At 66.6% G+C, this 26,019-nt stretch carries 21 protein-coding genes and 2 pseudogenes; 8 read left to right on the forward strand and 15 right to left on the reverse strand.

The features are described 5' to 3' along the window. Positions 1 to 13 precede the first annotated feature (13 nt). Complete coding sequence (gene gcvP / locus DBO33_RS19885; protein WP_107656387.1) at positions 14 to 2,836, forward strand: aminomethyl-transferring glycine dehydrogenase; 2,823 nt, start codon at positions 14 to 16, stop codon at positions 2,834 to 2,836. Positions 2,837 to 2,930: 94 nt separating this feature from the next. On the opposite strand, the gene DBO33_RS19890 is transcribed toward gcvP, so the two are convergent. The 5 genes from DBO33_RS19890 to DBO33_RS19910 form a co-directional block, all read right to left on the reverse strand. Continuing rightward, entirely contained in the window at positions 2,931 to 4,598 is a 1,668-nt protein-coding gene (locus DBO33_RS19890; protein WP_199856697.1) for a VWA domain-containing protein, read from the reverse strand. Between the two features lie 102 nt (positions 4,599 to 4,700). Beyond that, a complete protein-coding gene (locus DBO33_RS19895) occupies positions 4,701 to 4,976 on the reverse strand; it encodes a WhiB family transcriptional regulator (RefSeq protein ID WP_107656389.1) in 276 nt (91 codons plus the stop codon). A gap of 23 nt (positions 4,977 to 4,999) precedes the next feature. Then, on the reverse strand, positions 5,000 to 5,545 hold the full coding sequence (locus tag DBO33_RS19900) for an HNH endonuclease (RefSeq protein WP_107660422.1): 546 nt from the start codon (positions 5,543 to 5,545) through the stop codon (positions 5,000 to 5,002). A gap of 288 nt (positions 5,546 to 5,833) precedes the next feature. Further along, a complete protein-coding gene (locus DBO33_RS19905; protein ID WP_107656390.1) occupies positions 5,834 to 6,367 on the reverse strand; it encodes a DM13 domain-containing protein in 534 nt (177 codons plus the stop codon). Positions 6,368 to 6,460: 93 nt separating this feature from the next. After that, a complete protein-coding gene (locus DBO33_RS19910) occupies positions 6,461 to 7,594 on the reverse strand; it encodes an acyl-CoA dehydrogenase family protein (RefSeq protein WP_107656391.1) in 1,134 nt (377 codons plus the stop codon). A 91-nt stretch (positions 7,595 to 7,685) separates the two neighbouring features. Here DBO33_RS19910 and DBO33_RS19915 point away from each other — a divergent pair, with 91 nt between their 5' ends. Continuing rightward, positions 7,686 to 8,375, forward strand: coding sequence for a winged helix-turn-helix transcriptional regulator (locus DBO33_RS19915; protein ID WP_107660423.1), 690 nt, complete (start codon positions 7,686 to 7,688; stop codon positions 8,373 to 8,375). Positions 8,376 to 8,432: 57 nt separating this feature from the next. Here the strand turns inward: DBO33_RS19915 and DBO33_RS19920 are convergent, their stop codons facing one another. The 4 genes from DBO33_RS19920 to DBO33_RS19935 form a co-directional block, all read right to left on the reverse strand. Beyond that, complete coding sequence (locus DBO33_RS19920) at positions 8,433 to 9,722, reverse strand: acyl-CoA dehydrogenase family protein (protein ID WP_107656392.1); 1,290 nt, start codon at positions 9,720 to 9,722, stop codon at positions 8,433 to 8,435. Between the two features lie 2 nt (positions 9,723 to 9,724). After that, positions 9,725 to 10,378: a TetR/AcrR family transcriptional regulator gene (locus DBO33_RS19925; RefSeq protein ID WP_107656393.1), complete on the reverse strand. Its 654-nt coding sequence runs from the start codon at positions 10,376 to 10,378 to the stop codon at positions 9,725 to 9,727. Between the two features lie 82 nt (positions 10,379 to 10,460). Next, the gene (locus DBO33_RS19930) at positions 10,461 to 11,510 is read right to left on the reverse strand and encodes an alcohol dehydrogenase catalytic domain-containing protein (RefSeq protein ID WP_107656394.1); all 1,050 of its coding nucleotides are present in this window, start codon (positions 11,508 to 11,510) and stop codon (positions 10,461 to 10,463) included. Further along, complete coding sequence (locus DBO33_RS19935; RefSeq protein ID WP_107656395.1) at positions 11,507 to 12,247, reverse strand: SDR family NAD(P)-dependent oxidoreductase; 741 nt, start codon at positions 12,245 to 12,247, stop codon at positions 11,507 to 11,509. The genes DBO33_RS19930 and DBO33_RS19935 overlap by 4 nt, the downstream gene beginning before the upstream one ends. Positions 12,248 to 12,494: 247 nt before the next feature. Between DBO33_RS19935 and DBO33_RS19940 the strand changes: the two genes are divergently transcribed. From DBO33_RS19940 to DBO33_RS19955, 3 genes are all read left to right on the forward strand, one after another. Next, positions 12,495 to 14,672, forward strand: a complete 2,178-nt coding sequence (locus DBO33_RS19940; protein ID WP_107656396.1) for a malate synthase G — start codon at positions 12,495 to 12,497, stop codon at positions 14,670 to 14,672. Positions 14,673 to 14,839: 167 nt separating this feature from the next. Then, a complete protein-coding gene (locus DBO33_RS19945) occupies positions 14,840 to 16,411 on the forward strand; it encodes a cytochrome P450 (protein WP_107656397.1) in 1,572 nt (523 codons plus the stop codon). A gap of 773 nt (positions 16,412 to 17,184) precedes the next feature. Further along, positions 17,185 to 18,420 (forward strand): MAB_1171c family putative transporter, encoded by a 1,236-nt coding sequence (locus DBO33_RS19955; RefSeq protein WP_107656399.1) that lies wholly within the window; start codon positions 17,185 to 17,187, stop codon positions 18,418 to 18,420. Positions 18,421 to 18,603: 183 nt separating this feature from the next. Here the strand turns inward: DBO33_RS19955 and DBO33_RS19960 are convergent, their stop codons facing one another. The 4 genes from DBO33_RS19960 to DBO33_RS19970 all read right to left on the reverse strand — a co-directional run bounded on the left by DBO33_RS19960 (position 18,604) and on the right by DBO33_RS19970 (position 22,716). Further along, complete coding sequence (locus DBO33_RS19960; RefSeq protein ID WP_107656400.1) at positions 18,604 to 20,889, reverse strand: molybdopterin-dependent oxidoreductase; 2,286 nt, start codon at positions 20,887 to 20,889, stop codon at positions 18,604 to 18,606. Positions 20,890 to 20,937: 48 nt separating this feature from the next. Continuing rightward, a complete protein-coding gene (locus DBO33_RS19965) occupies positions 20,938 to 21,117 on the reverse strand; it encodes a Rid family hydrolase (protein WP_107656401.1) in 180 nt (59 codons plus the stop codon). An 89-nt stretch (positions 21,118 to 21,206) separates the two neighbouring features. Further along, on the reverse strand, positions 21,207 to 21,377 hold the full coding sequence (locus DBO33_RS42890; RefSeq protein ID WP_159080373.1) for a hypothetical protein: 171 nt from the start codon (positions 21,375 to 21,377) through the stop codon (positions 21,207 to 21,209). Between the two features lie 415 nt (positions 21,378 to 21,792). Then, entirely contained in the window at positions 21,793 to 22,716 is a 924-nt protein-coding gene (locus DBO33_RS19970) for a hypothetical protein (RefSeq protein WP_199856698.1), read from the reverse strand. 62 nt (positions 22,717 to 22,778) lie between these two features. On the opposite strand from DBO33_RS19970, the pseudogene DBO33_RS44000 reads away from it, so the two are divergent. From DBO33_RS44000 to DBO33_RS19980, 3 genes and pseudogenes are all read left to right on the forward strand, one after another. Further along, a pseudogene (locus DBO33_RS44000) lies at positions 22,779 to 22,952 on the forward strand (helix-turn-helix domain-containing protein); the annotation flags it as partial. Positions 22,953 to 23,054: 102 nt separating this feature from the next. Further along, a pseudogene (locus DBO33_RS44005) lies at positions 23,055 to 23,258 on the forward strand (MarR family transcriptional regulator); the annotation flags it as partial. A 4-nt stretch (positions 23,259 to 23,262) separates the two neighbouring features. Beyond that, positions 23,263 to 23,985 (forward strand): TetR/AcrR family transcriptional regulator, encoded by a 723-nt coding sequence (locus DBO33_RS19980; protein ID WP_199856699.1) that lies wholly within the window; start codon positions 23,263 to 23,265, stop codon positions 23,983 to 23,985. Between the two features lie 75 nt (positions 23,986 to 24,060). On the opposite strand, the gene DBO33_RS19985 is transcribed toward DBO33_RS19980, so the two are convergent. Further along, positions 24,061 to 25,071, reverse strand: a complete 1,011-nt coding sequence (locus DBO33_RS19985) for an alcohol dehydrogenase catalytic domain-containing protein (RefSeq protein ID WP_107656404.1) — start codon at positions 25,069 to 25,071, stop codon at positions 24,061 to 24,063. A gap of 32 nt (positions 25,072 to 25,103) precedes the next feature. Then, on the reverse strand, positions 25,104 to 25,853 hold the full coding sequence (locus tag DBO33_RS19990; protein WP_107656405.1) for an SDR family NAD(P)-dependent oxidoreductase: 750 nt from the start codon (positions 25,851 to 25,853) through the stop codon (positions 25,104 to 25,106). Between the last annotated feature and the right edge of the window lie 166 nt (positions 25,854 to 26,019).

Consider the following 26,019-nt stretch of genomic DNA (forward strand, 5'->3'; position numbering starts at 1 on the left):
CCCGCCCGACCCAATGGGAGCTGCCGTGACTCGCTCATTCGCCGATCGCCACATCGGACCCGACCGGGGCGAACTCGCCCGGATCCTGGACGTCGTGGGCGTCGGCTCGCTCGACGAGCTCGCCACGAAGGCCTTGCCCGCCACCATCCTCGACGGCTCCGGCCTGACCGGATTGCCCCCCGCGGCAACCGAACACGAGGTGCTCACCGAACTCGCCGGGCTCGCCCACTCGAACACCGTGGCCACCTCGATGATCGGGCTCGGCTACTACGACACGCTGACCCCGCCGGTGCTGGTTCGCAACCTGCTGGAGAACCCGGCCTGGTACACGGCCTACACGCCGTACCAGCCGGAGATCAGCCAGGGCAGGCTCGAGGCGCTGCTCAACTTCCAGACCATGGTGTCGGAGCTGACCGGCATGGACGTGGCCAACGCGTCCATGCTCGACGAGGCCACCGCGGCCGCCGAGGCGATGACCCTGCTGCACCGGGCGAGCCGGTCCAAGTCGATGCGCCTGGTCATCGACACCGATCTGTTCCCACAGACCAAAACCGTGCTGACCACCCGGGCCCAGCCGCTGGGTATCGAGCTCGTTCCGGCGGATCTGGCGGGCGGCGAGCTGCCCGAGGGTGAGTTCTTCGGCGTGCTCGTGCAGGCTCCCGGCGCGTCGGGCCGTGTAGTGGACTGGACGTCGCTGATCAGCGCGGCGCACGAGCGCGGTGCGCTGGTCGCGGTCGGCGCGGACCTGCTGGCGATGACGCTGATCGCCTCGCCCGGCGACCAGGGCGCGGACGTCTGCTTCGGCACCACCCAGCGTTTCGGTGTGCCGCTCGGCTTCGGCGGGCCGCACGCCGGGTATCTGGCAGTGCGCACGGCGTATGCCAGGCAGCTGCCGGGCCGACTGGTCGGCGTCTCGGTGGACGCCGACGGCGACGTGGCCTACCGGCTGGCGTTGCAGACCCGGGAACAGCACATCCGGCGCGAGAAGGCCACCTCCAACATCTGTACCGCACAGGTGCTGCTGGCCATCGTCGCGGCGATGTACGCGAGCTACCACGGTGCCGACGGGCTGCGCGAGATCGCCCGCCGCGTGCACCGGCACGCGGCCACCATCGCCGCCGGGCTCGACGGTGCGGTCGTGCACGACACCTTCTTCGACACCGTGCTCGCGCACGTGCCCGGCGGCGCGGAAGCCGTTGTCGCGAAGGCGAAGTCGCGCGGGATCAACCTGCGCCTGGTCGACGCCGATCATGTCGGCATCGCCTGCGACGAGGCGACCACCGAGGCGCATGTCGCGGCCGTGCTCGAATCCTTCGGCACCACACTGTCGGCCGAGCAGAACGAGCCGGCCCCGGTCGCCGCGATCGAGAACCGCACCTCCGAGTTCCTCGACCACCCGGCCTTCACCAAGTACCACACCGAAACCGCCATGCTGCGCTACCTGCGGTCGCTGTCGGACAAGGATATCGCCTTGGACCGCAGCATGATTCCGCTCGGCTCCTGCACCATGAAGCTCAACGCGACCGCCGAGATGGAGGCCATCACCTGGCCCGGCTTCGCCCGCGTGCACCCGTACGCGCCGGTCGAGGACGCCCCCGGCCTGCTGCAGGTGATCACCGATCTGGAGCAGTGGCTGTGCGCCATCACCGGCTACGACTCGGTGAGCTTGCAGCCCAACGCGGGCAGCCAGGGCGAGTACGCCGGCCTGCTGGCGATCCGGCGCTACCACCTGGATCGTGGTGACACGCACCGGGATACCTGCCTGATCCCGTCCAGCGCACACGGCACCAACGCGGCCTCGGCGGCGATGGCCGGGCTGCGCGTCGAGGTGGTCAAGTGCCGGGATAACGGCGATATCGACCTGGACGACCTGCGGGCCAAGATCGCCGACCACGCCGCCCGGCTGGCCTGCATCATGATCACCTACCCGTCCACGCACGGCGTCTACGAGCACGAGGTCGCCGAGCTGTGCGAGCTGGTGCACGACGCGGGCGGTCAGGTGTACGTCGACGGCGCGAACCTGAATGCCCTTGTCGGCCTTGCCCGGCCGGGCAAGTTCGGCGGCGACGTGAGCCACCTGAACCTGCACAAGACGTTCTGCATCCCGCACGGCGGCGGCGGTCCGGGCGTCGGCCCGGTGGCGGTCCGCTCGCACCTCGCGCAGTACCTGCCGGGCGATCCGCTGGTGACCGACTCGCACGCGGTGTCGGCCGCGAACTACGGTAGCGCTTCGATCCTGCCGATCACCTGGGCCTACATCCGGATGATGGGCGCGGACGGGCTGCGCAGCGCCACCTTGACGGCGATCGCGTCGGCCAACTACATCGCGCGCAGGCTGGACGAGTACTTCCCGGTGCTCTACACCGGCGAGCACGGCATGGTCGCGCACGAGTGCATTCTGGATCTGCGGGAGATCACCAAGCAGACCGGTGTCACCGTCGACGATGTGGCGAAGCGCCTGGCGGACTACGGGTTCCATGCGCCGACAATGAGCTTCCCGGTGGCGGGCACGTTGATGGTGGAGCCCACCGAGAGCGAGAACCTCGCCGAGCTGGACGATTTCATCGAGGCGATGATCGCGATCCGCAAGGAGATCGATCAGGTGGCGGCCGGGGTGTGGCCGGTTACCGACAACCCGCTGCGTGGTGCGCCGCATACGGCGGCCAGCTTGGTCGGGGAGTGGGAGCACCCATACAGCCGCGAAACCGCTGTTTACCCACGGGGTCTCGGGCATGCGCGGGCGAAGGTGTGGCCGCCGGTGCGCCGGATCGATGGGGCCTATGGCGACCGTAACCTGGTGTGCTCGTGCCCGCCGCTCGAGGCGTACGCCGAGTGACAGGGATCGATTAGGGCAGTCGTTTCTGCCGACTGACTAACGAAGGCGCCCTCCAGCTGAATCAGCTGGAGGGCGCCTTCGTCTGGGCGGCGAGCTACGGCGTCGTGAGGGATTGCACGACGGCGGACGCGAATTTGAGATCGTCGGAGGTCGCCACGCGGGTGTAGGTGCCGCCGGACTGCTCGGAGATGCTCTTCAGCGTCTGCGTGCCTTGCCCGCCGATCACGATGATGTCGACGCGAACCGGATGGGCCCGGTCGATCGCGGCCGCCATATCGCTGGCGAGTTTCGCGCCGGTGACCGTCGAGTCGTCCTCGGGTCCGTCGGTGATGAGCAGCACCGAGTTGGTGCGGCCCGCAGTGTATCCCTTGATCGCGTTCTTGTACGCGGCGATCAGTGTCGGGTAGGCCTGGTCGGCGCGAACATCGCTGGCGCGCACGGCATTCAACGCGGTGCTGAGCTTGGTGCGCTGCTCGTTGGTGAGCGGAGCGGTCGCCGCCTGCACCTTGTACGGCGTATTGCCGTCGAGGTTTTTGCCGAAGGTCCAGACGCCGAGGCCGAAGTCGGGCGGCATCACGGTCATCGTGGAGTTCAGGGCGGCAAGGACATTCGCGAGCCGGGTCATCGAACCGTCGGTGGTCGTCATGGACGCCGAGACGTCCACCAGGACAGTGGATTGCACGCCGAGCACCGGATTGGCCATGGTGTCGCGCACCTTGTCGAGCGCGGCGCGTGCCGGCACCGGGGTGGTCGCCGTCGCCGTGGTGAACCCTGCGGCGGTGAACGTTTGAGCTTGCTCGGGGGCGCGCAGGTAGTCGGCGAAAAGGCCGCCGATGAGATTCTGTGTCTTGTCCACCCAGGGGCCGGACATCAGCGCGGCGGGGTGGTCGGCGACCGGTGCGGCTCCGGTCGGCTGGTAGACGGTAAGTCCCGGTTGGGTTTTCGCCTGCTGTTCGGTGGTGGCGACGGCGTGCACGGTGGCTGTCTGCGGTGCGCTCGCGATGATGCCGAACGCCGCGGCGGTGTGTGGTGCCTCAGGTGCGCCGGCGGCGAGTCCGGAGATGGCGGATACGGCCTGACCGGATTGCGCGGCCTGCTCGGTGAGCGGCTCGGCGCCGGAGACCACGGACCCGACAGCGACGGCGGCGGCCAGCGAGGCATCGCCGGGCGGCAACGCCATGCGTAGGCCGCCCCAGCCGGACAGGCCGATGTCGTCGAGCGAACCCTGTTGCAGGCGTGACAGATCCGCCCAGGTGGTCTTGGCTTGGTCGAGCGCGCCACGCAATTCGTCGGGCACCGCGAGCACGATCGGGCTCACCGCGATCGGCGCGGGCGTGCCCTCGATCAGCCCGGGCACCCGCATGGCCTCGATCGAGCGCGACGAATCAGGGATCCACAACACCGGTTGCGGGCCGAGGGACTGGTCCCACGGCTTGCCGCTGGTGAAGGCGGCGACGACGGCGGCCGAGGGCTGCGCGGTCACCGCAACCTGGGCGCAGTGGTCGCGCACCCGCGGTTTGGTCGCGTTGTACCGGTCGGCGGCGGCGCGGACCAGCGTGGCGATGTCCGGATCGGCGGTCACATACAGCGTCGAGGGGCCGGACACGCACTCCGCCGCCGCGGCGCTGTCCTCGTCGGCCGCCCGGTCCCGTAATTGGAACCACGCGAAGACCCCGGCGACCAGCAGCACGATGGCGACCACTGCGATAACCGGACCTTTGCTGATGCCTCGGGATCTGGCTCCGCTGCGATGAGTGCCCACGCTGCACAGTGTATGTTCACCTGCGGTTTGCGGGCTCGCCGAGATCGGCGAGCCGCCGCGAAACGCCCGCCGCCGTGCCCACGGCGGGCACGACGGCGGTGTTCAGGGGCGAATCAGCTGCCCGCGGTCGAATTCGTGACCACCCCATACGCCGGACTGTCCGGTGCGGGCAGCGAATTCGGCACAGGCCGCGCGAATGGGACAGCCCGCGCAGACGCCGCGGGCGTAGTCGAAATCCTGCGAGGGGTACGGGAACCACGCCTCGTGATGCGGATCACCCCGGCAGGCCGCCCGATGCCACTCTCGGGAGTCCGAGAGCGGGAGCAGCTCGGCCAGGGTCAGCTGCACGACCGCGGCGGTCTGGTTGCGAACGGTCATCGCGATCTCTCCTTTCTCGGTGGTCAGGTGGCGGCGAGCTGCTTCCAGATCTGCCGCTGTTGCTTCACGTGGTGGTTGGGTGCCTTGGGTTGCCACAGCAGCCGCATGCCCGCTTCCTCCGGGGTGCGGTCGGCCTTGGTCGTATTGCACGGTCCGCAGCAGGCGACGAGGTTGCTCCAGGTGTTCGGGCCACCCCGGCTGCGCGGGCGGATGTGGTCGACGGTGCGGGCCCAGGCGGCGCAGTAGCCGCACCGGTTCCGGTCGCGGCGCAGGACGCCGGCCAAGGTGGCCCGGCTCTCGTCGTGTACCCGCGCGCTGTGCTCGATGTATACGTAGCGCAGCAGCCGGATGGTCTCCGGTAGCAGCACTTCGCAGTGCTTCGAGCGGACCGGGAAGTGCGGCGCCCGGTCGGCGATCGACTCTGCGGCGCCCGCCAGCAGCAGCACGACGGCCCGGTCGGCGCTGATCATGTCGAGCGCCTCGTAGGAGGCGTTCAGTACCAGCACGCCGGTGCGTATCCAGTTGTCGGGGGTGAGTGCCGCAGGGTCGGCGGCATGGCGAAATGGCATGGGAATCACCATGTTTCGGGAGAGGTCGAGCGGGCGGGCGCGGAGGGCGGTCAGCTATCGGCCGGGAGGTGGCCGTTTTCATGTCCGCAGCTCAGCTGTCGGTCGAATGCGGGTTTGCCGGTCGACAATCGTTGCACCGCAGCGTCGTTCGCCTTCATCGGAATCATCGCCACCTCCTCCTCTCCATACGCTCGTGGATCACCGCTACCTGGTGATCATCGTCGAATCCCATGGTGACATAACGGACCTACCGCTGTCGGGTCATTTATTTCCGGACCGGCCCAGGGGTCAGACGCTCTGGAGCTGGGCGGCGCCGAAGGAGACCCGGAATCGCTCACACCAGATCGTGACACTGGTCAGTGCCGAAAGGTCGGTGTCGGCGGCGATGGCATAGTTCTGGCTGCCCTTGTTGCCTTTGAGGCTGCCGAGATCGGTGTGGCTGCCGTCGTCGAAGACGAACCAGCCCGCCTTACCCTCGAGCACCTCGGCGTCGGTGAGCCAGACATGCAGGTCGGGGCCGTCGGAGGTGTCGAGGTCCTCGAGCCGCAGTACCCGGCTGCCGTCGGGCAGTTGCAGGATCACCACGGAGCCGGAGGTCTGATGCTCGTGCGAGATGAGGCTGCCGCGCGCGAGCGTCCGCGGCTGGGCGGGCTCGCCAGGCGCCGCCGGGGCGGTGACAGCGGGCGCGGCCTCGTTGACCGTGGTGTTGGTGAACAACCGCCACGGCTGGGTCAGTGCCAGCCCCACACCGAGTCCGATGACGAGCAGAACGGCCAGCGTCCACGTGATCGGAGAACGCGCGATCTTGCGTACGGACACCATGGTTTCCTCCTCCGGGACGACCGTTGTGTCTCATTCAACACCGCTGCGTGGGTTATTGCCCCCACTCGGTCATGGGGGCAGACAGCCGCGGTGTTAACCGATCGGCGAGTGTCCGAGCAGGACTCGCCCGGTGAACCGGGTCTGCTTGGCTCGGGGCAGCGGATGGAACAGGCAGCCGTGCACATCCCGGTACAGCATCTCGAGCTCGCAGGCGCGCGAATAACCCAGCCCGCCAACGGTTTCGATGGCAAGGCGGACAGTGGCGATCAGCGCGTCCGCAGCCGCGGTCTTGCGGCTCAGGGTGCGGCTGGCGTAACTGTCGGTGTTGTCGAAGTGCAGGTTGTTCGAGCCGGCGAACATGGCCTCGATCAGGTCGGCGGCAGTGGTGTGCGCGTTGGCCATTTCGCCGGCGAGTTGGAAGGTGGGTGCGTCGGCCCGGTCGGCCGCCAGGGCGGTGGCGAGGTCGACCGCCGCGTCGGCGATGCCGAGGTAGGCCGCCATCACCAGCGGCATCGCCGCGCCCATCACGACGTTCAACAGCGGTGGCCAGACGTCGGCGCGGCGGAGCAGGGACACAGCGGCATCGGGCACGAAGACGTCGTCGAGAATCACGGTGTGCGAGCCGCTGGCCCGTAATCCCAATGTGTCCCAGGTCTTTTCGATACGAACACCGGGTGCGCCGACCGGGATGGCGCAGTGCAGCACCTGCGGGCCGTCGGGCGCGTCCTCCCACCGAATACTGGTGACCAGCAGGGTGCCCGCCTCGACGCCGCTGGCCGGCGCCTTGCGGGCGTGCACCCGATAGCCGCCCTCGACCTGCTCGGCGCGGCCGCTGGAACCGACCCAGTCCGCCGCGCCGGTGCTGATCAGGATCGCACCGTCGACCACCTTGCCGAACAGCGGTGCGGCGTCGATGCCGTGGTGGTGCCGCCAGACCTGCGCGGCGACGAGGTGGGTGTGCATCGCGAACGCGACCGCGGTGGACGGGTCGTGGCGGCCGAGTTCACGCAGGATCTCGCCCATCTCGCGGTGCGTGGCGCCGCCGCCACCGAATGCGGCGGGCACCAGCGCGGCCGACAGGCCGGTGACGCGCAGCATCTCGAACGCGGTCGGGGAGAACTCGCCACTGTGGTCGCGGGCGGCAACTTCGGGGCGCAGGGCTTCGCCGACCTGCCGCGCGAGCGCGACCCAGTCGGTGGTGGTGAGGTGAGCGGATGTTGTCGTCATGTTTCGAAGGTAGGAACGGCCGCGATAACCGAATAGTCCAGAAAGTGGACTCTTCCGGTCCAAGAAATGGACCCCTGATCGCGAGGTGACCATGACGACACCCGGTTACGGCCAGTACTGTCCGATCTCCCGGGCGCTCGACGTCCTCGGTGAGCGCTGGTCGCTGCTGATCCTGCGTGATCTGCTGCTCGGCACGGCGCGCTACAACGATCTCGCCCGTGGCTTGCCGGGATTGTCGCGCAGTCTGCTGGCCAAACGGCTGCGGCAGTTCGAGCGGGCGGGGCTGGTCGAGAAGGTCGGCTCGGCGTATCTGCTCACCGCGGCGGGCCGGGAACTGGAGCCGATCCTGTTCGGTCTCGGGGAGTGGGGTGCACGGTGGGCCTTCAGTGCTCCGCGGCAGGCCGAGCTGGATCCGGCGGTGCTGGTGTGGTGGATGCACACACGCCTGGACACCTCGTCGTTTCCCGGCAAACGACATGTGCTCGCCGTCCGCTTCACCGATGTGCCGCACCGATTCTGGATCGTCGTCGAGTCCGGGGTGCCGTCGGTGTGCGCGGCCGATCCCGGTTATCCGGTCGACGTCGCCATCATCTCCGACGTCGGCTCGTTGTATCTGGTGTGGCTCGGCAAATTGCCGGTGCTACAGGCGATTCGGACCGGGCGGCTGTCCTTCGCCGGTCCGGCCGCGCTGACCCGCCGGATGCCGTCGGTGCTCCGGTTGAGTCCGATGGCGCCGTACACCGGTGCGGTGCCGGTCGACTTCGCTTCGCGCGCTTCGTAATCGAGTGCGGCGCCGGTCCGGACCTCGAACCCGTGGGTCGAGGTCCGGGTGCACGTCCTACAGGTTGCCGACGATGTGTTCGAGGCGCTGGGCGACGAGCTCGCGGGCCTTTTCGCGCAGGGCCGGGCGGTAGCCGCTGGGGTAGACGGGATCGCCCGGCGCGTAGTCCTTGAGGACCTCCTTGGCGAGGGTGATCTTGTGTACCTCGGTGGGGCCGTCGGCGATCGCCATCACCTCGGCGTAGTTCATCATGTCCACGAAGGGCAGGTCGGTGCTGACGCCGATCGCGCCGTGCAGATGCAGTGCGCGCTGGGCGATGTCGTGCATCACCTTGGGCATGGCCACCTTGATGGCGGCAATGTCCTTGCGCACCTTCAGGTAGTCCTGTTCCTTGTCGATGCGCCACGCGGTGCGTAGCACCAGCAGGCGGAACTGCTCCATCTCGATCCAGCTGTCCGCGATGCGTTCCTGGGTCATCTGCAGGCCGGCCAGCGGGCCCTTGCGCATGGGACGAGAGACCGCGCGTTCGGCCATCATGTCGAAGGCCTTGCGCACCAACGCGACCGTGCGCATGGCGTGGTGCACGCGGCCGCCGCCGAGGCGGGTCTGCGCGACGATGAAGCCTTGGCCTTCGGCGCCGAGCAGGTGGTCGGCGGGGACGCGGACGTCGGGGAAGCGCAGGGGGCCCTCGTGCTCGCTGAACCCGTGCACGTGGAAGTTCTTGACGATCTCCAGGCCGGGGGTGTCGGCGGGCACGATGAACATCGACATGCCCTGGTACGGGCTGACTTCGGTGTTGGTGACCACCATGACGATGTGGAAGCTGGCGAACTGGGCGTTGGAGTTGAACCACTTCTCGCCGTTGATCACCCAGTGGTCGCCGTCGCGCACGGCGCGCGTCTTGAACGTCGTCGGGTCCGAGCCGCCGGTGGGTTCGGTCATCACATAACAAGAACCGATCTCGCCGGCCAGCAGCGGCGCCAGGTATTTCGCCTTCTGCTCCGCGGTGCCGTAGTGCGCGAGGATCTCGGCGTTACCGGAATCCGGTGCCTGGCAACCGAAGACCGACGGTGCCCAGAACGAGGTGCCGAGCACCTCGTTGAGCAGGGCCAGCTTCATCTGCCCGTAGCCCTGGCCGCCGAGCTCGGGACCGAGGTGGCAGGCCCACAGTCCCTGCTCCTTGACCTGTTCCTTGAGCGGGCGCATGAGCGCCATCGCCTCTTTGTCGGTGCGGTCGTAGGGGTTCGGGTAGAGCAGATCGAGCGGCTCCACCTCGGTGCGGACAAATTCCGCCGCCCAGTCCAGCTTCTGCTGGAAGTCCGGGTCGGTCTCGAAATCCCAAGCCATGGTCAGCCTTTCGTATGGTTGTCGGACGTGCTCACCACGCCGTCGAGGAAGGTGGTCGCGAGGATGTCGGCGATCTCGGCGGGGGAGTGCTCGCCGTGCGGCCGATACCAGAAGGTCACCATGTTCAGCATGCCGAGCACGCTGTTGGTGACCACGTGGTCGTCGGTGCGCAACAGGCTGGCGGCGTGGCCCGCGTCGATCGTCCGCTGCCAGCAGTGCTGCACCCGGTCGCGGAGTTCTTGTAGCTGCGCGCCGCGTTCACCGCTGAGCGCGGTGACGTCGCGCAGCTGGATCGCGACCTCGCGGCGGTGATCGATGATCAGCCCGACGTGGCTGTGGATCAGCTTGCGCAGCTTGGTGATCGGGTCGTCGGCGCTCGCGGTGATGCGTTCGGCGTCGACCAGCATCAGCTGAATGTAGTCGTGCAGGATCTGCCAGAGCAGTTCCTCCTTGGAACCGATGTGGTAGTACAGCGCGCCGCGCTGCACGTCGGCGCGGTCGCCGATCTCCGCGACGCCGGTGCCGTGGAATCCCTTCTCCGCGAACAGCTCTACCGCGGCGCGCACGATGCGTTGCCGGGTGTCGCCCGCCGTCGATTCGGCGGCCGGCGGGCGGCCGCGGCGGCGGGTCGGTGCGATATCGGGTCCCCGGGTCATAGGCTCACCGCGCTCGGTCGCGTCCGATACCGGTGCGATATCGGCGGCGCCTCATTCCCCCGCGTGGAGTGCGATGGGGCACTCATCGGGCCGGGTCCAGCACGACCTTGCTCACCCCGTCCGCGCGCTCGGCGAACAACCGGTAGGCGTCCGGGCCCTCGGACATCGGAAGCGGATGGGTGACAACGGCTTCGGGACGTAGCCTGCCCGCCGCGGTGAGCTTCAGCAAGGTGGGTAGCTCGTACTGGATCGAGCACAGGCCGATATGGAACTCGAGCTCCTTGACCTGAGCCAGTGGCATATGGAACGGGTAGGCCCGGTTCTGGTTGACGCCGATGACGCTCACCCGGCCGCGGTGGCCGACCGCGCTGATGGCCAGCTTGATGGTGGCGTCGGCGCCGACGGCTTCGATCGCGACATCGGCGCCGCCGTCGAGCATGTCGCGGATCGCGAGCTTGGGGTCGTCGGCCTCGATCGGCTCGGCGCCGAGTTCGGCGGCCTGCTTGCGGCGCTCGGGGATCAGGTCGACGCCGAGCACCCGCGCCGCACCCATCGCGAACGCCGACTGGATCGCCATCAACCCGACCGGGCCGAGGCCGATGACCACGACGGTCTCGCCGGGCGCGATGCGCGCACGCCGGGCGCCGTACCAAGCGGTGGGCGCGTTGTCGGTGAGCACCACCGCGGCGGCGTCGCTGACTTCCTCGGGCAGCCGCACCAGGTTCCCGTCGGCGTGCGGCACGGCGAGCAGCTCGGCCTGCCCGCCGGGCAGTGCGCCACCGAGCCCGTAGCAGGCGTCGATCGCCAGCGGCGTGCGCTCGCAGGCGGCCACGATGCCGACCCGGCATTTGGCGCAGCGGTCGCATCCGGCGGATGCGGCCACCAGCACCCGGTCGCCGACCGCGAGGCGACGCACCTCCGGGCCGAGTTCGACGATCTCGCCGACGGCTTCGTGGCCGACGCTGTAACCGGTCTTGTCGGTGAAGCCGTGCCCGCCGTAGATGTGCAGGTCACTGCCGCAGATGCCGGTCGCGGTGACCCGGATGATCGCGCTGTCCGGCGCGGTGAGGGTGGGGTCGGGCACGTCGGAGTACGAGATCTGCCGCGGGCCTTGGTAAGTCAGTGCTTTCATCGCCAACCGCCGTCCAGTGCGAGGGTGGCGCCGGTGCAGAAGGCAGCGGCGTCCGTGGCGAAGAATATTGCGGCACCCACGATCTCGTGCGGTTGGCCGACTCGTTGCTGGGCGTTGAGAGTGTCGAGGTGCGTGCGCATCTCGTCGGTCCAAGCCTTGGAGATGTCGGTGGCGAAGGCGCCGCACTGAATCGTGTTGACCCGCACCGTCGGTCCGAAACTCTGCGCGAGACCCGCGGTGAGCGTGTTCAATCCGGCCTTCGCGGCGGCATAGGGCAGCGCGAACGGCGCGGGCCGGACCGCCTCGATCGAGGAGATGTTGATGATCGAACCGCCGCCGTCGGCCGCCATTCGGGTGCCGATCAGCGAGGAGATCCGGAACGGCCCTTTGAGGTTCACGCCGATCACCTTGTCGAACAGGGCCTCCGAGACCTGATCCAGGCTCGGGTAGAGGGGGGAGAGGCCCGCGTTGTTCACCAGCACGTCGACCCGGCCGAATTCGGCGTACACGGTCTCCACCAGTGCGTCGCACTGCGCCCAGTCGCTGACATTGCAGGCCACCGGCAGCGCCCGGCGGCCGTGGGTGGTGCGCACCTGCTCCGCCAGTGCCACGCAACTGTCGAGTTTGCGGCTGGCGATCACCACGTCCGCACCCGCCGCGGCGAACGCGAGCACCATCTCTTTGCCGAGGCCCCGGCTACCGCCGGTCACCACGACGACCTTGTCTTTCAGCGACACGCACACTCCCGCTCGATCAGTAAATGTTCCGATCAGTACATTAAATCGCGGCGGCGATACAATCAAGGGGCTGTCCGGCCGACCGTCGACACCCCGCGACGCGCCGACTGATCGATCCCCTCACGATCGGCGTGCCGAAATTCCCACGGCGAGAGGCCGCGTTCGACCCGGTACGGGGTGTTATCACTACCCACGGGTAACATGGATGCGTCTTTCCCACCCGGCTTTCTCAGAAGTGAGGCAGTAGATGACAGAGCGGATTCAGGTCGGCGGGCTTCAGGTGGCCAGCGTTCTCCACGAGTTCATCGAGAACCAGGCGCTCCCCGGATCCGGCGTAGATTCCGCCGCGTTCTGGGCCGGAGCCGAGCAGGTCATCAACGATCTCGCACCGCGCAATCGCGCGCTGCTCGCCGAACGCGACGAGATCCAGGGCAAGGTCGACGCCTGGCACGCCGAGCACCCCGGCGCGAACTACGACAAGGCCGCCTACAAGAGCTTCCTGAGCGAAATCGGCTACCTGCGCCCCGAACCCGCCGATTTCCAGATCGCCACCCAGAACGTGGACACCGAGATCGCCACCACCGCGGGCCCGCAGCTCGTGGTGCCGGTGATGAACGCCCGCTTCGCGATCAACGCCGCCAACGCGCGCTGGGGCTCGCTCTACGACGCGCTCTACGGCACCGACGCCATCTCCGAGGCCAACGGCGCGGAGAAGGGCAAGGGCTACAACAAGGTTCGCGGCGACAAGGTCATCGAGTGGGCGCGCAACTTCCTCGACGACTCCGCGACCCTGATCACCGGCTCGCACATCGGCTCGACCTCCTACAAGATCGTCGACGGTGAGCTCGAGGTCGGCCTGGAGGACGGCACCGAGATCGGTCTCGCCGATCCGTCGCAGCTCGTCGGCTACCTCGGCGATCCGGCCGCGCCGACCGCAGTGTTGTTGAAGCACAACGGTTTGCACATCGAGATCCAGATCGATCCCGAGTCGCCGGTCGGCAGCACCGACACCGCGGGCGTCAAGGACCTGGTGCTCGAGTCCGCGATCACCACGATCATGGACTTCGAGGATTCGGTGGCGGCGGTGGACGCCGAGGACAAGGTTCTCTGCTACCGCAACTGGCTCGGCCTGATGAAGGGCGACCTCGCCGAAAAGGTCAGCAAGGGCGACAAGACCTTCACCCGTACCATGAACCCCGACCGCGTCTACACCGCGCTCGACGGCAGTGACCTTGTGCTGCACGGTCGTTCGCTGCTGTTCGTGCGCAACGTCGGTCACCTGATGACCAGCGATGCCATCCTCGACGCCGAGGGCAACGAGGTGCCCGAAGGCATCATGGACGGCCTGGTCACCTCGCTCGTCGCCACCCACTCGCTGCGCGGCGACACCGAGCTGAAGAACAGCCGCACCGGCTCGGTCTACATCGTGAAGCCGAAGATGCACGGCCCCGACGAGGTCGCGTTCACCAACGAACTGTTCGGCCGGATCGAGGACGTGCTCGGCCTGCCGCGCAACACCCTCAAGGTCGGCATCATGGACGAGGAACGCCGCACCACGGTGAACCTCAAGGCCTGCATCCAGGCCGCCGCCGACCGCGTCGTGTTCATCAACACCGGCTTCCTCGACCGCACCGGCGACGAGATCCACACCTCCATGGAGGCCGGGCCGATGGTCCGCAAGGCCGACATGAAGGCCCAGCAGTGGATCAAGTCCTACGAGGACTGGAACGTCGACACCGGCCTGGCCACCGGGCTGCCCGGCAAGGCGCAGATCGGCAAGGGCATGTGGGCGATGCCGGATCTGATGCACGACATGCTCGAGCAGAAGATCGGGCACCCGAAGGCGGGCGCCAACACCGCGTGGGTGCCGTCGCCCACCGCCGCCACCCTGCACGTCACCCACTACCACCAGGTGAACGTGCTGGAACGGCAGCAGGAGATCATCAAGGGCGGCCCGCGCGCCACCGTCGACCAGATCCTCGAAATCCCGCTCGCCGCGGCACCGAACTGGTCCGCCGAGCAGAAGCAGCAGGAACTGGACAACAACTCCCAGTCCATCCTCGGCTACGTGGTGCGCTGGATCGACCAGGGCGTCGGCTGCTCCAAGGTCCCCGACATCGAAGACGTCGCCCTCATGGAAGACCGTGCCACCCTGCGCATTTCGAGCCAGCTGATGGCGAACTGGCTGCGCCACGGCATCGTCACCGCCGACGAGGTGGTCGCCAGCCTGGAACGGATGGCACCGGTGGTCGACCGCCAGAACGACGGCGACCCGAACTACCGGCCACTGTCGCCGGACTTCGCGGGGAGTATCGCCTTCCAGGCGGCCAAGGAGTTGATCCTGGAGGGGACAAAGCAGCCCAACGGGTACACCGAGCCGATTTTGCATCGGCGTCGGCGGGAGGCCAAGGAAGCCTGCAAGTAGGGTGACGTGCAGTGCTGAAAAGTAGCGTCTAGCAGCTCTTTTCAGATTGAGGCCCCGCATCGGAGACACTCGATGCGGGGCCTCTTCCATTGCTGGAGATCAGCTCGAATAACGGTCCGTCACGCTCAAAACGGTCACAGGCCCGGAGTGTGTAGCCGTAGTCGCAAATGCTGTCTACCGGCGGATCTGCGCCATCTCTCTTCGAGCGATACTCATACGGCGCAAGTCGCCTGACCGGTGACCGTTCGGCAGCAGTCAACCCCCCGGATCCCTCGCGGGCTGGATTCGGACTCGAGACAGTTTGCGCCCAGTTCCGTATCGTGTGTTTCGTAACCGAAGGGAACAATCGCGCTGTGAACGAGCTTCCGCATCCTCCTGGCAGACTTCCTGTGCTCGGTGACGTGCTGGCGATCAACCCTCGCAAGCCGGTGCAGTCGATGGCCAAGCTTTCGGAGCGGGTCGGCCCGGTCTACGAGTTGCGTTTCGGTCCGATGCGGATGGTGATCGTCAACAGCGCCGAGCTCGTTGCGGTGGTGCAATCGGAATCCCTGTGGGAGAAGGAGTTCGGGCCGCCGATCCGACGCCTGCGGAAGGTGGTGGTACCCACCGGGCTGATCGCCGCGTCCACCGAGGATCCGCAGTGGGGGGCCGCACACCGCGTACTCATGCCGGGGTTTACTCGCGAGGCGATGCGCGTGTACCACCCGGTGATGGTGCAGGTAGTCGGCGAGCTGATACGCATGTGGGAACACAGCGGCGATCGCGTCGACGTAGCGGGCGAAATGAACTCCATGGCACTCGAAGTCATTGCCCGCGCGGGATTCGGGCACAGCTTCACGAAACTCGACGAGCCGTCGGCTGCGCAGAGTCTGCCGGTCGTGAAAGTGATGCTCGACGTCCTCCGATATGCCAGTCGACCGGTCTCGATCAAGCTACTGGATGCGACGATCGGTCGATTCGCTCTACAACGCCATCAGCGCGACGTCGCGGAGCTGCAGCGAATCGCAGATGGCATGATCGACGGCTACCGGCCTGCCGCGACCGAGGCTCCTAATCTGCTGCAGCGCATGATGGAAACGCCGGATCCAGAGACCGGGCAACGGCTGTCGCGGACCGTCGTGCGGGACCAGATAATCACCTTTCTGATCGCCGGACACGAAACGAGTGCGAACACATTGACTTTCGCTCTGCACGCGCTGGCAGACAGACCCGACATCGTCGAACGGGTGCGTCAGGAAGTCGACACCATCGCCGATGGTGACCCGGCGGCACTCACCTACGAGCAGGTGGCGAAGCTGCAGTATGTGCGACGAGTGGTCGATGAGACCCTGCGATTATGGCCAGTTGCAGGCGGGTACTTCCGGCGTCCCAAGCAGGACACACACCTGGGTGATTACCGCATCCGGCGCGGCGAATGGGTCTATGTGAATCTCCTCGGCGTCCATCGTGACCAGCGCGCGTGGGGATCCGATGCCGACCGGTTCGATCCGGATCGGTTCGCCCCGGATGCAACCTCGCGGCGCACGGCAGGGGCGTACAAGCCGTTCGGCATCGGATTGCGTTCCTGCATCGGGCGGCAGTTCGCGATCCATGAAATCGTGCTGACCCTGGCGCACGTGCTGTACGCGTTCGACCTGCAGCCGGATCCGAAGTACCAACTCGCCGTCGACGAGCTCGTGACGCTGAAGCCGGCTGGATTCAGGATGCGGTTGCGCTCCCGGAATCAGCGCGCCGACTGAAACGGTGTGGGTCCCCTCGCCATCCGTGCACTGTCACTGTATCGGAGGTCGATTGTCGTATCTGCGAGCAATCTTCCCACTGATTAGTCGGAAACCGTTGCCGCACTGCCGATAATCTGGAACCCTGGCGGCCAAGTGCGTCGCCACCGAGCGCGCTGGCCGCGGCGGCACGGTTGCGAGAGAGTCCTTCCTCGGCTCGGCCCGCCGCAGTGCGTGTATTACGGTGCGGTAGGACATGTTTCGAGGGGGACAGTCACGGTGTCCGATGTGACAGGCCGGTTCGGGGATTTGCTGCGAGACATCGAGATACCCTATCCGTGGGAACGCGACGCGTTTGTTTCTGCGGTTGGCCGACATCGGGGGCGGCCGATCGACCTCCAGCCGGTTGACGATCCCGCGGTACTGTCCGGCGTCGGATGCGGAATAACCACCAGTGGCTTATGGATCAAGACGACGCACACCGACATCGTCTTGTACTTCGCCGACACCGAATGGCACGCCGATCACGTGATCTCCCACGAGATAGGGCACATGCTGTTAGGGCACGACCGAGTCGGCGCGTCCGACGGCGTCGCTGCGGACCGAGTGCCGTTGCACGCACTCATGCCGTCACTGTCACCGGAGGCGATCAAAAGCGTCCTCGGCCGAAACGATTACAGCAGCGAACGAGAAACGGCCGCGGAGACTTTCGCGGATTTGCTGATGGTCGAGGCCACACTGCCTCGCCGGCGGCCATCCGTCGCGCGACGGATGCTCTTCCGGACCCGACACCGATGACGTCAGCGATACCGGGCATCATCCAGTGGACGACGTTCGTCTTCGTTGCCACCGTGATCGTCGGCCGCCACATCCTGGTCGACCAAACGCCGATGGACCACCTCGGCACCCGCGCACTGGTGTTCGGGCTCGTCTGCGACATGCTCCGCAACGACGCCGTCCAACATGTCATTGTCGGCGTCTGCTGGGTGTTCGACGATGCGTACGTCATCAATGTTGTCCGGCAGGCGTCTTTCGGTCCGCTGCTGCTGTCGATCATGTGCATCTACGGGATGGCCCGGTTCGCTTTTTCTCCCGATGACGACCTACCAACTGTGCGGCGCCGCCAGCGACGGTACGACGCCGTGGCTCTCGCCGCTACCGCTGTGATTCTCGCGGCAGGAACCCCCGCCCGTGCGCACAACATGCTGATCGACGAGTATCACGGCTGGGGAGCAGCCATCGTATGGATCGCTTATTATTCAGTGCTCGCAGTGAGTTCCCTATCGATCATCAACATGATGATCGGGGAATTGCGCAGCGGCGACAACACCGGCCGCGAAATTGCTATCTACATTGTCGTCCTCGGCTACTTCGGTTACCTGACCATAGAGTCGATCTATGTGCCGGTCGATACAGTGATCTCGGTGCTCGCCGACTCCGCTGCGCGTGACCCGTCGATGCAGTTCAAAGCGCTCACCGCGTTCGTGGCACTCATTGCTGGTACCGCTATTCTCACCGTCCCCCTTATCGGAGCCGTTCTTGTCCGCATCGGATGGGATCGACCGGGACGGTACTGTCGGCGCATTCGACCCCTATGGCGCGATCTGACCGACGCCTATCCCGAAGTCGTCCTGGAACGCCCGGCAACCGGTACGTCGGTCGACTCGATCAGCCAACTCCACCGCATGACGATGGAGATCCGGGACTGTCTCGTCCGCCTGAACCGCTACGCACCGGAAGGTCGAGCTGTCGGATCCGGACGTGACCAATTGTGCGGCTACGCGCATCGAATCTCCGCGGCAGTAGTAGCGAAACAGCGCGGGCAACTGCCACCACCACCGGCACCCGGCCGCGCTGAGCAGGCCGCACACACCACACAGCGACGCGACCTCGAAGCCGAGCTGAATCAGCTCGTCGAGCTCTCTCGCATATGGCGACGAGTCCACCAGCCGTGCCGCCGACCCGGACTTTTCGCGAAGCGTCACCGGCCAGGTGTGGACGGGCTCGGTGGAGCGGAGCCGGCACTGTAGTGCCGCGCTGGCGGCCCGCTGCGCCTAGCCGAATTGTAGGCAATTCCGACCCGGTCGATACCCTCTTCCATTACTGGAGACAACCTCGAATAACGGTCCGTCACGCTCAAACGGTCACCGGCCAGGCCCAGCGCAGCAGAGATGACAGGAGAGTCGCTGGTGGCGATCTCTACGGCTCGGATGTTATGGGCGGGTAGGAGGTGGGTCCAGGACCGTCAGCGGTGGTAGGTTGGCGCCGTAGGGTTCGATTTGCACCAGTGCGTAGTGGCCGGTGCAACCTTGACTCAGGGAGGAGGAGGGGCGGTCGGCGGTGAGCACGTTCGGGTTTCCGTGTCGGCAGAAGCTCGGGTCTGCGGGATCGGGGTCGTACCAGGCGCCCGTGGACAGCTGGGCGACCCCGGCGCATACCGCGTCGTCGATGACCAGGCCCGCCAGGCAGCTGCCGCGGTCGTTGAAGATCCGGACGATCTGGCCCTCGTGCAATCCGCGGGCCGTCGCGTCGTCGGGATGTAGCCGAACCGGTTCGCGCCCAGCGATTTTCGCGGCTCGGCTGTAGGCGCCGATGTCGAGTTGGCTGTGCAGTTTGGTTTTGGGTTGATTGGCGATCAGATGCAGCGGAAAGCGTTGCACGGCAGGGTCATCCGGCCATTCCCGCGGTGGTAGCCAGACCGGATGGCCGGGACAGTCGGGATACCCGTAGGCGGCGATGGTGTCGGAGTAGATTTCGATGCGGCCGGTCGGGGTGGTCAGCGGGTGAACGTCGGGGTCGGCGCGAAAGTCGGCGAACAGCACCTGCGCTGGTTCGACCACCGGCAGTTCGAGTCCGTCTCCGGCCCAGAATTCGTCGTAGCTGGGCACGACGAAGCCGGGTGTGGAGTGCTCGGCGCGCCACTGTTCGTACAGGTGGCGCAGCCATTCGCCGGAGGTGCGGCCCTCGGTGTATGCCTGTGCCACGCCGAGGCGTTCGGCCAAGTCGGCGAAGATGGTGTAATCGTCGCGGGCCTGCCCGGCCGGTTCGGTCAGTGCGGGCATGGCGAAGAACATCCGGTCATTGGTCCCGGCGCCGTAGTCGTCGCGCTCGATGCTCATCGTGGCCGGCAGCACGATGTCGGCGTAGCGGGCGGTGGCGGTCCAGAACGGGTCATGCACCACGACCGTGTCCGGGTGGTCGAACGCGCGGCGTAGCCGGGCGAGGTCTTGGTGATGATGGAACGGGTTACCCCCGCACCAGTAGACCAGCCGAATATCGGGAAAGGTCAGCCGCTGCCCGTTGTAGTCGTATTCCGCCCCGGGCGTGAGCAGCATATCGGCGATCCGGGCGACCGGAATATAAGTGCTGACCCTGTTGGTGCCCTGGGCAACCCGTGGCACCTCGAGCTGTCGCGTCGGCTCGCCTACCGTGGCTGAGCAACCGTACCCATGACCGAAACCTCCTCCGGGCAAACCGATCTGGCCCAGCATGGCCGCCAGCACCACGCCCAGCCACACGGGTTGTTCACCGTATTCGGCGCGCTGCAACGACCAGCTGACGGTGACGAGCGTGCGGGCGCCGGCCATGTCGCGGGCGAGGCCGCGGATGCGGGCGGCGGGCACGCCGGTGATCGATTCGGCCCACGCCGGATCCTTGACCACACCGTCGCTCGCACCACGCATATACGCCGCGAACCGATCGAACCCCACTGTGTAGCGATCCAGAAACGCGTTGTCCGCCAAGCCTTCCGCGTCCAGCACCTGCGCCAGCGCCAGCATCAGCGCCGCGTCGCTGCCGGGCCGCGCGGCGAGCCATTCGGCTTGCGCCTCGGTCGGCATGTCATCGCGTAGCGGACTGATCGAGACGAACCGGCAGCCACGCGCCTGTGCCGTGGCAATCCACTCGCGGCGGTGATGCCGTGACGCCCCGCCCGGTGCTACCGCCTGGTTCTTGGGCGACAGTCCGCCGAAGGCGACGACCAACTCGGTGTGCTCGGCGATGACGGACTTGGCGGTGAAATGCGAATACAGCCAGTTCATGTCGCCGAGGACGTAGGGCATCAGTACCTTGCACGTACCCATACTGTAATCGTTGACGCTGTGCACGAATCCGCCGAGACAATTCAGGAAACGGTGCAGCTGGCTCAGCGCATGATGAAACCGCCCCGCACTGGCCCACCCGTAGGAGCCGCCGTACACCGACTCGGCACCGAAAGTTCGATACACCCGCCGCAATTCTCCGGCCATCAGATCCAGTGCCGTCTCCCATGTCACCGGCACGAACGGATCCTCACCGCGCCCAGGGGCCCCCGGGCCATGATCCAACCACCCCGCGCGCACGTGCGGCTGCGCGATCCGCGTTGGATGATGTTGTGCGGAAGCGATATTGCCGATCAGTGGCGTCGGTTCCGGATCACCGCGCCACGCCCGGACCTCGGTCAATCGCTGCCCGTCGCTGACAGCCTCGAACGCCCCCCAATGCGTCAAATGGGTTGTCATCGTTCGACACTAACAGAACAGCAAATAGTCAGCGATAAGAGTGCGTTTTTACGAAATGATCGCCTCCGCATCGATCTCGATAAGTACCCGCGGGTCGAAAAGCCGGACGACCTGAACAATCGTTGCAGCGGGCATTGTATCGCCGAACGCCTCGCGATGGACCTCGCTTACCTGCTCCCACTGAGACAGGTCGGTCATGAAGACCCGCGTGCGTACGACGTCGGACATACTGGGTCATTTGTCCGGCCTCTCTACCTCATCAGGTCGCCCGCCACGCGGGCCTGTCAGAATTCGTCCGGATTTCGAGGAAGATCGACTCATACTGCGGGCGGCCCGTTCGCGATGCGACCCAGCACGTAGGGCAGGCGGTCGATCCCGGCGTCGAGCGGTCCGGCTTCCTGCCACCACGTGGCACCGGCGTCGGCCAGTGGGCCGAGCAGATCGCTCGCCGCGGCCGGATCGGTGGGGGTCGTGGAACAACTCGGCACTCGAGTCCGCTCCACCGACCCTCGACCATTAGTGCTGGTCGTGACAAATACCCGAACTCGCCAGGGGGCCAGCCGATGATGTCGGGAGTTGGCGATGGCGCGGGAAGAGCCCAGCGCCACCAGCTTTCGCACTCAACTCGGCACTGTCGGATGTATTGAGCCGCAACGGCTCTGGCGCACCAACGGCTTCCACGTGACGGCTTCGCTCGGCGCGCACAGCGCCAATACAGCGCGTTCCGGCGGATGTCGGCCGTCGCCCTGCCGGCGACGTGGTGGCTCCGGCAACGGATGATTGCCACACATATCGGGTGGGGGTCTCGCGCTACACCTGCGGGGCTGGAATTGCCCACAGTAGGCGGCATGCGGGGGTAGGTGGTCGCTTCCATGAGCCACGCATCGCACGGGCGGCGGAGGTCTACGTCTGTGTTGTGCTACGGCTGCAGATATCGGCCAAGGCTTTGTAGGCGTGTTTGGGCACGAGAGTGTTGTCGGGCAGGACCTTGCGGACGCCGAAGGAGGCGAGGTCGGTGTCGAATTGCGGGTTGGGATGGTGTGGGAGGTGGTAGCTGGCGAAGGTGTGCCAGAACGCGGTATCCACCCGCTCGGCCTCGAAGAAGGCGAACAGTTCGCCCATATAGCGGACCGGTTCGTCTTCGTCGCGGGTGTATCCGTCTTGGATGCGGGGTGGTTCGGTGTCGTAATCGATGATGTCCCAGCCCATTCCGCCACGTTGCGCGGCACCTCGGTAGGTGCAGCAGCCGACCTCGGTTACGGCGATCGGCTTGCCCAACCGCTGTAAGGCTGCCAGACCCTCGCGGTAGGCGGGGTGGCTGGGATCGCCGTAGGCGTCGATTCCGATGATGTCGAAAGGCGTCCAGTCGATGTCTTCCCAGGTGCCGGCGGCATAGGTGAGCTTGCCGCGGAAGCGTTTTCGGACCGTGGCCGTTGCGTCGGCCAGGGCGGTGTTGATCTGGGCGTTGGCTTCGGCCATGCTCGCCAGCATCGTGAGGTCGTTGCTGTTGAAGGTCTCGATCCTGGCCAGGGTGTCGGGGCCGGGTAGGAAGCCGCTGCCGAACAGGCTCAGTTCGCATCCGGCGACGAATACCTGGGCGCCTACCGCTTCGGCGCGCTCGGCGCAGTCTGCGAAGTACAGCGAGAGCTGCTCGGGGGTCAGTTCGCAGGGGAATGGTGAGAACCAGACCTCCAGCCCGGCATCGGCGGCGTGCTGGGCTGCGGCGGTCAGGCGTTCGGGGTCGTCGCCGGTGATGCGCACCGCATCACAACGGAGTTCCTCGGCGATGACGCGCAGTTCCGCCCGCGCCGCCTCTGGGTCGAACAACGGCCGTGTGCTTCGCCCGCTGGGGGTGCAGCCGGTGTCGTAGGTGATGCCGCGGCGACCAGATAGCCCGTGGTGTGGCGCAAAGTCTGGATCATGCCGAAATCGCCCGCCGTCTCGGCCGTTCCACCTCGACGATCAGCCGCGAGATCGCGCGCAATGGCGGCCCGGGTCGCTACCGCGCGGACGTGGCGCAGCTCGCCGCGGCCCATCGTGCCCGGCGCAAACCACGCCCGGCCGGGGCGGCACCGATCAACGAGAGCGCCGGCCCTGCACCCGAAGTCGCGGCCGCGATCGCCCGCGAGCTCACCGCAGCCCTCGTCGCGACCGGTGTGCCGCGTACCGCGGCGGGCGTCATGGCCTGCTTGTACACCTCCGAGACCGGCAGCCGCACCGCCGCCGAACTCGCCGCTCAGCTCCAGGTCAGTGCGGCCACCATCTCCCACGCGGTCGGACTGCTGGAAGAACAGGGCATGCTCCTGCGTGGCAGCGATGAAAACACCAGGCGCCAAAGGGGTGTAACTTTGCTACATAGCATAGAATAGCGCTGTGACAGAAGTAGTGGTTTCCACGAAGGCCAAGCTGTTGGAGGCCGCCGCCCGGCTGCTCGCCGAGTCCAATGGAGCGCCGATCACTACGCGGGCCATCTGTGACCTGGCGGCGGTGCAGGCGCCGACGTTATATCACCATTTCGGCGACAAACAGGGGTTGCTCGATGCGGTCGTCGCTTACGGTTTCGAGCGGTATCTGCGGGTGAAGCGCGCGCACGCGCCGTCGGAGGATCCGATCGAGGACATCCGGTCGGGGTGGGATGACCATGTCGAGTTCGCGCTGGCGAACCCGTCGTTCTATGCGGTGATGTACGGGCAGGTCACGCCGGGTAAGCGCCCGGCGGCCGCGGCCGATGCGGAGGGGCTGCTCCGGTCGCTGTTGACACGGGCGGCGGGACGCGGCCGGCTGGCGGTGGCTCCGGAGGCGGCCGCGCCGTTGATCCTCGCCGCGAATGTCGGTGTGGCACTTGCCTTGATCGCCACTCCACCCGACGATCGGGACGTCACGGTGTCCGATCGTGCGCGCGATGCGATCCTGGCATATGTGGTCCGGGCCGATGCGTCGTCCGGAGCCGAGCTCGCCGACGGCGGTGGTACGGAGAATCCTGTCGCGGTGTCCGCGATCGCGTTGCATGCCGCGCTCAGTGCCGGCGAGCCTACCGTTCTCGAACCGAATGAGGTTGCGCTGCTCCGAGATTGGTTGCGTCGCCTGTCCGGGTGAGCGCGTTGCCTCGGGGGCGGGCAGGCCGATGCGCGGCCGAGGAGAAGAACTCCTCGACCGCGCATTCGTCGGACTCTAGACGGTCAGCACGTTGCGGTATCGCGCCTTGCCCATGTTCTGGAATGCCGTCTCCGCGTCCTCGAGCGGATAAGTCTCGATGATCGGCCGGATGCCCTTGAGGGCGGCGAATTCCATTGCCTCTTCACTGTCTTTCGCGTGCCCGCTGTACCAGCCCGACACCTTGCGGCGGCCGAAGACCAGCAGATCGGGGGTGACCTCGATGGGCGCGTGATCGCTGGCCACGATCAGCAGGTGGCCGTTGGGCCGCAGTCCCTGCATGAGATCCGCCTGTGCCGGACTGGATCCGACGGTGGAGAAGACGACATCGGCCCCGCCGAGCCGCTCGACGGCTGCGCCCGCGCTGCCCGCCTCGCTGTCGATGTACTCGTCGGCACCGAGCTCGCGGGCGATATCTTCTTTGGCCCGTCCGCGATTCACCGCGATCGTCCGGAAACCCATCTTCGCCGCATACTGCACCGCCAGGTGGCCGAGGCCGCCGACGCCGTGGACGACGACGGTGTCACCCGGCCGGGCGCCGGAGTTGCGCAAGGCATTGAACGAGGTGATGCCCGCGCACATCAGCGGTGCGGCCTCTTCATGGGTCAGTACGTCGGGGATGCGGGCGAGCGCATCCTGCGGCGCGACAGTGTATTCCGCGTATCCGCCGTCATAGGACAGGCCGACGATGGTGCGGTCGACACAGTTGACGAAGTCCCCGCGCCGGCACTGCGGGCAGGTGAAGCAGCTGCTGCCGTGCCAGCCGATGCCCACGCGGTCGCCGATCTGCCACGCGGTGACGCCCGCGCCGACCGCGTCGATGTCACCGGCGATCTCGTGCCCCGGCACGCGGGGCAGCGCGACGCCGAACAGGCCGAGTCGCGCGATGTTCTCCCCGCCGCACACCCCGCAGGCCCGTACCCGGACGCGAACCTGTCCGGGCCCGGGTTCGGGCACCGGGATGGTCGCGTTCTGGAACGGCGCACCTGCGGCGACTACCTGGACGGCGCGCATGGTCGCTGTTGTCATCTCGATATTCCTTTCGGTATTTCTGCGAAGAATCAATTGCTCGACCCACCGTTCATGAGTACTTCTTCGCCGGTGATGAACAGTGCGCTGTCGCCGGCGAGGAATTCGGTGAAGTCGGCTACGTTGTCCGGGGTGGCCAGGCGGCCGACCGGGACCGAGTCGAGCAGCGCCTTCTTGTACGGGTCGTCGTCGGGCACTCCGGTGAAGATGCCCGCGCCGTCGATCGGGCCGGGCACCAGTGAATTGACCGTGATACCACGGGAACCCAGCTCCAGCGCCAGCACTTGGACGAGGTACTTCGGTGCGGTCTTACTGGTGCCGTAGAGGCCGAGTCCCGGTTGCGGCCGCACCGTCGAGCTGGACGCGATGTTGATGATGCGCCCGCCGTCGGCGATGTACTTCGCCGCGGCCTGCAACACGAAATACGGTCCCTTGGTGTTGATCCGGAACAGCAGGTCGAAGTCTTCCTCGGTCACCTCGACCACCGGAATGTTCACCTTCTCGATACCGGCGTTGGCGACGACGATCTCGAGCGTGCCGAATTCATTGATCGCCGTGCGGAACAGGCGGTCGATCTCGCCGACATCCGACGCATCCGCCTGCACCACAAGGGCTTTCACGCCGAACTTCTCGACTTCGGCGACTACTTTGTCGGCGGCGTTCTTGTCGCGCGAATAGTTGATCACCACGTTCGCGCCCCGTTCGGCGAAGCGCAGGGCGATCGCTCTGCCTATGCCTTTGGTCGAGCCGGTGACCAGCGCGGTTTTTCCCTCGAGACTCATCGAACACTCCTCGTAGATCTCGTCGATTGCGATCCGCTGGCAGCGTCGATGGCGGGCATCGTCATCGCCATGTATGCCGGTAGCTCGGCGCCGTGCGGACATTCCACACTGTAGCGCTGCTATAGAGAAATGCATAGCGAACAAATAGAAGTTGTGGACGCACAAA

Origin of the sequence: Nocardia suismassiliense, assembly GCF_900269665.1 — a bacterium.
Classification (GTDB): Bacteria; Actinomycetota; Actinomycetes; order Mycobacteriales; family Mycobacteriaceae; genus Nocardia; species Nocardia suismassiliense.

Bases quoted from the DNA above. Each gene is read 5' to 3' on its own strand.
- gcvP (WP_107656387.1), top strand. From the start codon at position 14: ATGGGAGCTGCCGTGACTCGCTCATTCGCCGATCGCCACATCGGACCC.
- DBO33_RS19895 (WP_107656389.1), bottom strand. From the start codon at position 4,976: ATGACCGTTCGCAACCAGACCGCCGCGGTCGTGCAGCTGACCCTGGCC.
- DBO33_RS19900 (WP_107660422.1), bottom strand. From the start codon at position 5,545: ATGCCATTTCGCCATGCCGCCGACCCTGCGGCACTCACCCCCGACAAC.
- DBO33_RS19905 (WP_107656390.1), bottom strand. From the start codon at position 6,367: ATGGTGTCCGTACGCAAGATCGCGCGTTCTCCGATCACGTGGACGCTG.
- DBO33_RS19910 (WP_107656391.1), bottom strand. From the start codon at position 7,594: ATGACGACAACATCCGCTCACCTCACCACCACCGACTGGGTCGCGCTC.
- DBO33_RS19915 (WP_107660423.1), top strand. From the start codon at position 7,686: ATGACGACACCCGGTTACGGCCAGTACTGTCCGATCTCCCGGGCGCTC.
- DBO33_RS19920 (WP_107656392.1), bottom strand. From the start codon at position 9,722: ATGGCTTGGGATTTCGAGACCGACCCGGACTTCCAGCAGAAGCTGGAC.
- DBO33_RS19925 (WP_107656393.1), bottom strand. From the start codon at position 10,378: ATGACCCGGGGACCCGATATCGCACCGACCCGCCGCCGCGGCCGCCCG.
- DBO33_RS19930 (WP_107656394.1), bottom strand. From the start codon at position 11,510: ATGAAAGCACTGACTTACCAAGGCCCGCGGCAGATCTCGTACTCCGAC.
- DBO33_RS19940 (WP_107656396.1), top strand. From the start codon at position 12,495: ATGACAGAGCGGATTCAGGTCGGCGGGCTTCAGGTGGCCAGCGTTCTC.
- DBO33_RS19945 (WP_107656397.1), top strand. From the start codon at position 14,840: ATGCTGTCTACCGGCGGATCTGCGCCATCTCTCTTCGAGCGATACTCA.
- DBO33_RS19955 (WP_107656399.1), top strand. From the start codon at position 17,185: ATGACGTCAGCGATACCGGGCATCATCCAGTGGACGACGTTCGTCTTC.
- DBO33_RS19960 (WP_107656400.1), bottom strand. From the start codon at position 20,889: ATGACAACCCATTTGACGCATTGGGGGGCGTTCGAGGCTGTCAGCGAC.
- DBO33_RS19965 (WP_107656401.1), bottom strand. From the start codon at position 21,117: ATGTCCGACGTCGTACGCACGCGGGTCTTCATGACCGACCTGTCTCAG.
- DBO33_RS19985 (WP_107656404.1), bottom strand. From the start codon at position 25,071: ATGACAACAGCGACCATGCGCGCCGTCCAGGTAGTCGCCGCAGGTGCG.
- DBO33_RS19990 (WP_107656405.1), bottom strand. From the start codon at position 25,853: ATGAGTCTCGAGGGAAAAACCGCGCTGGTCACCGGCTCGACCAAAGGC.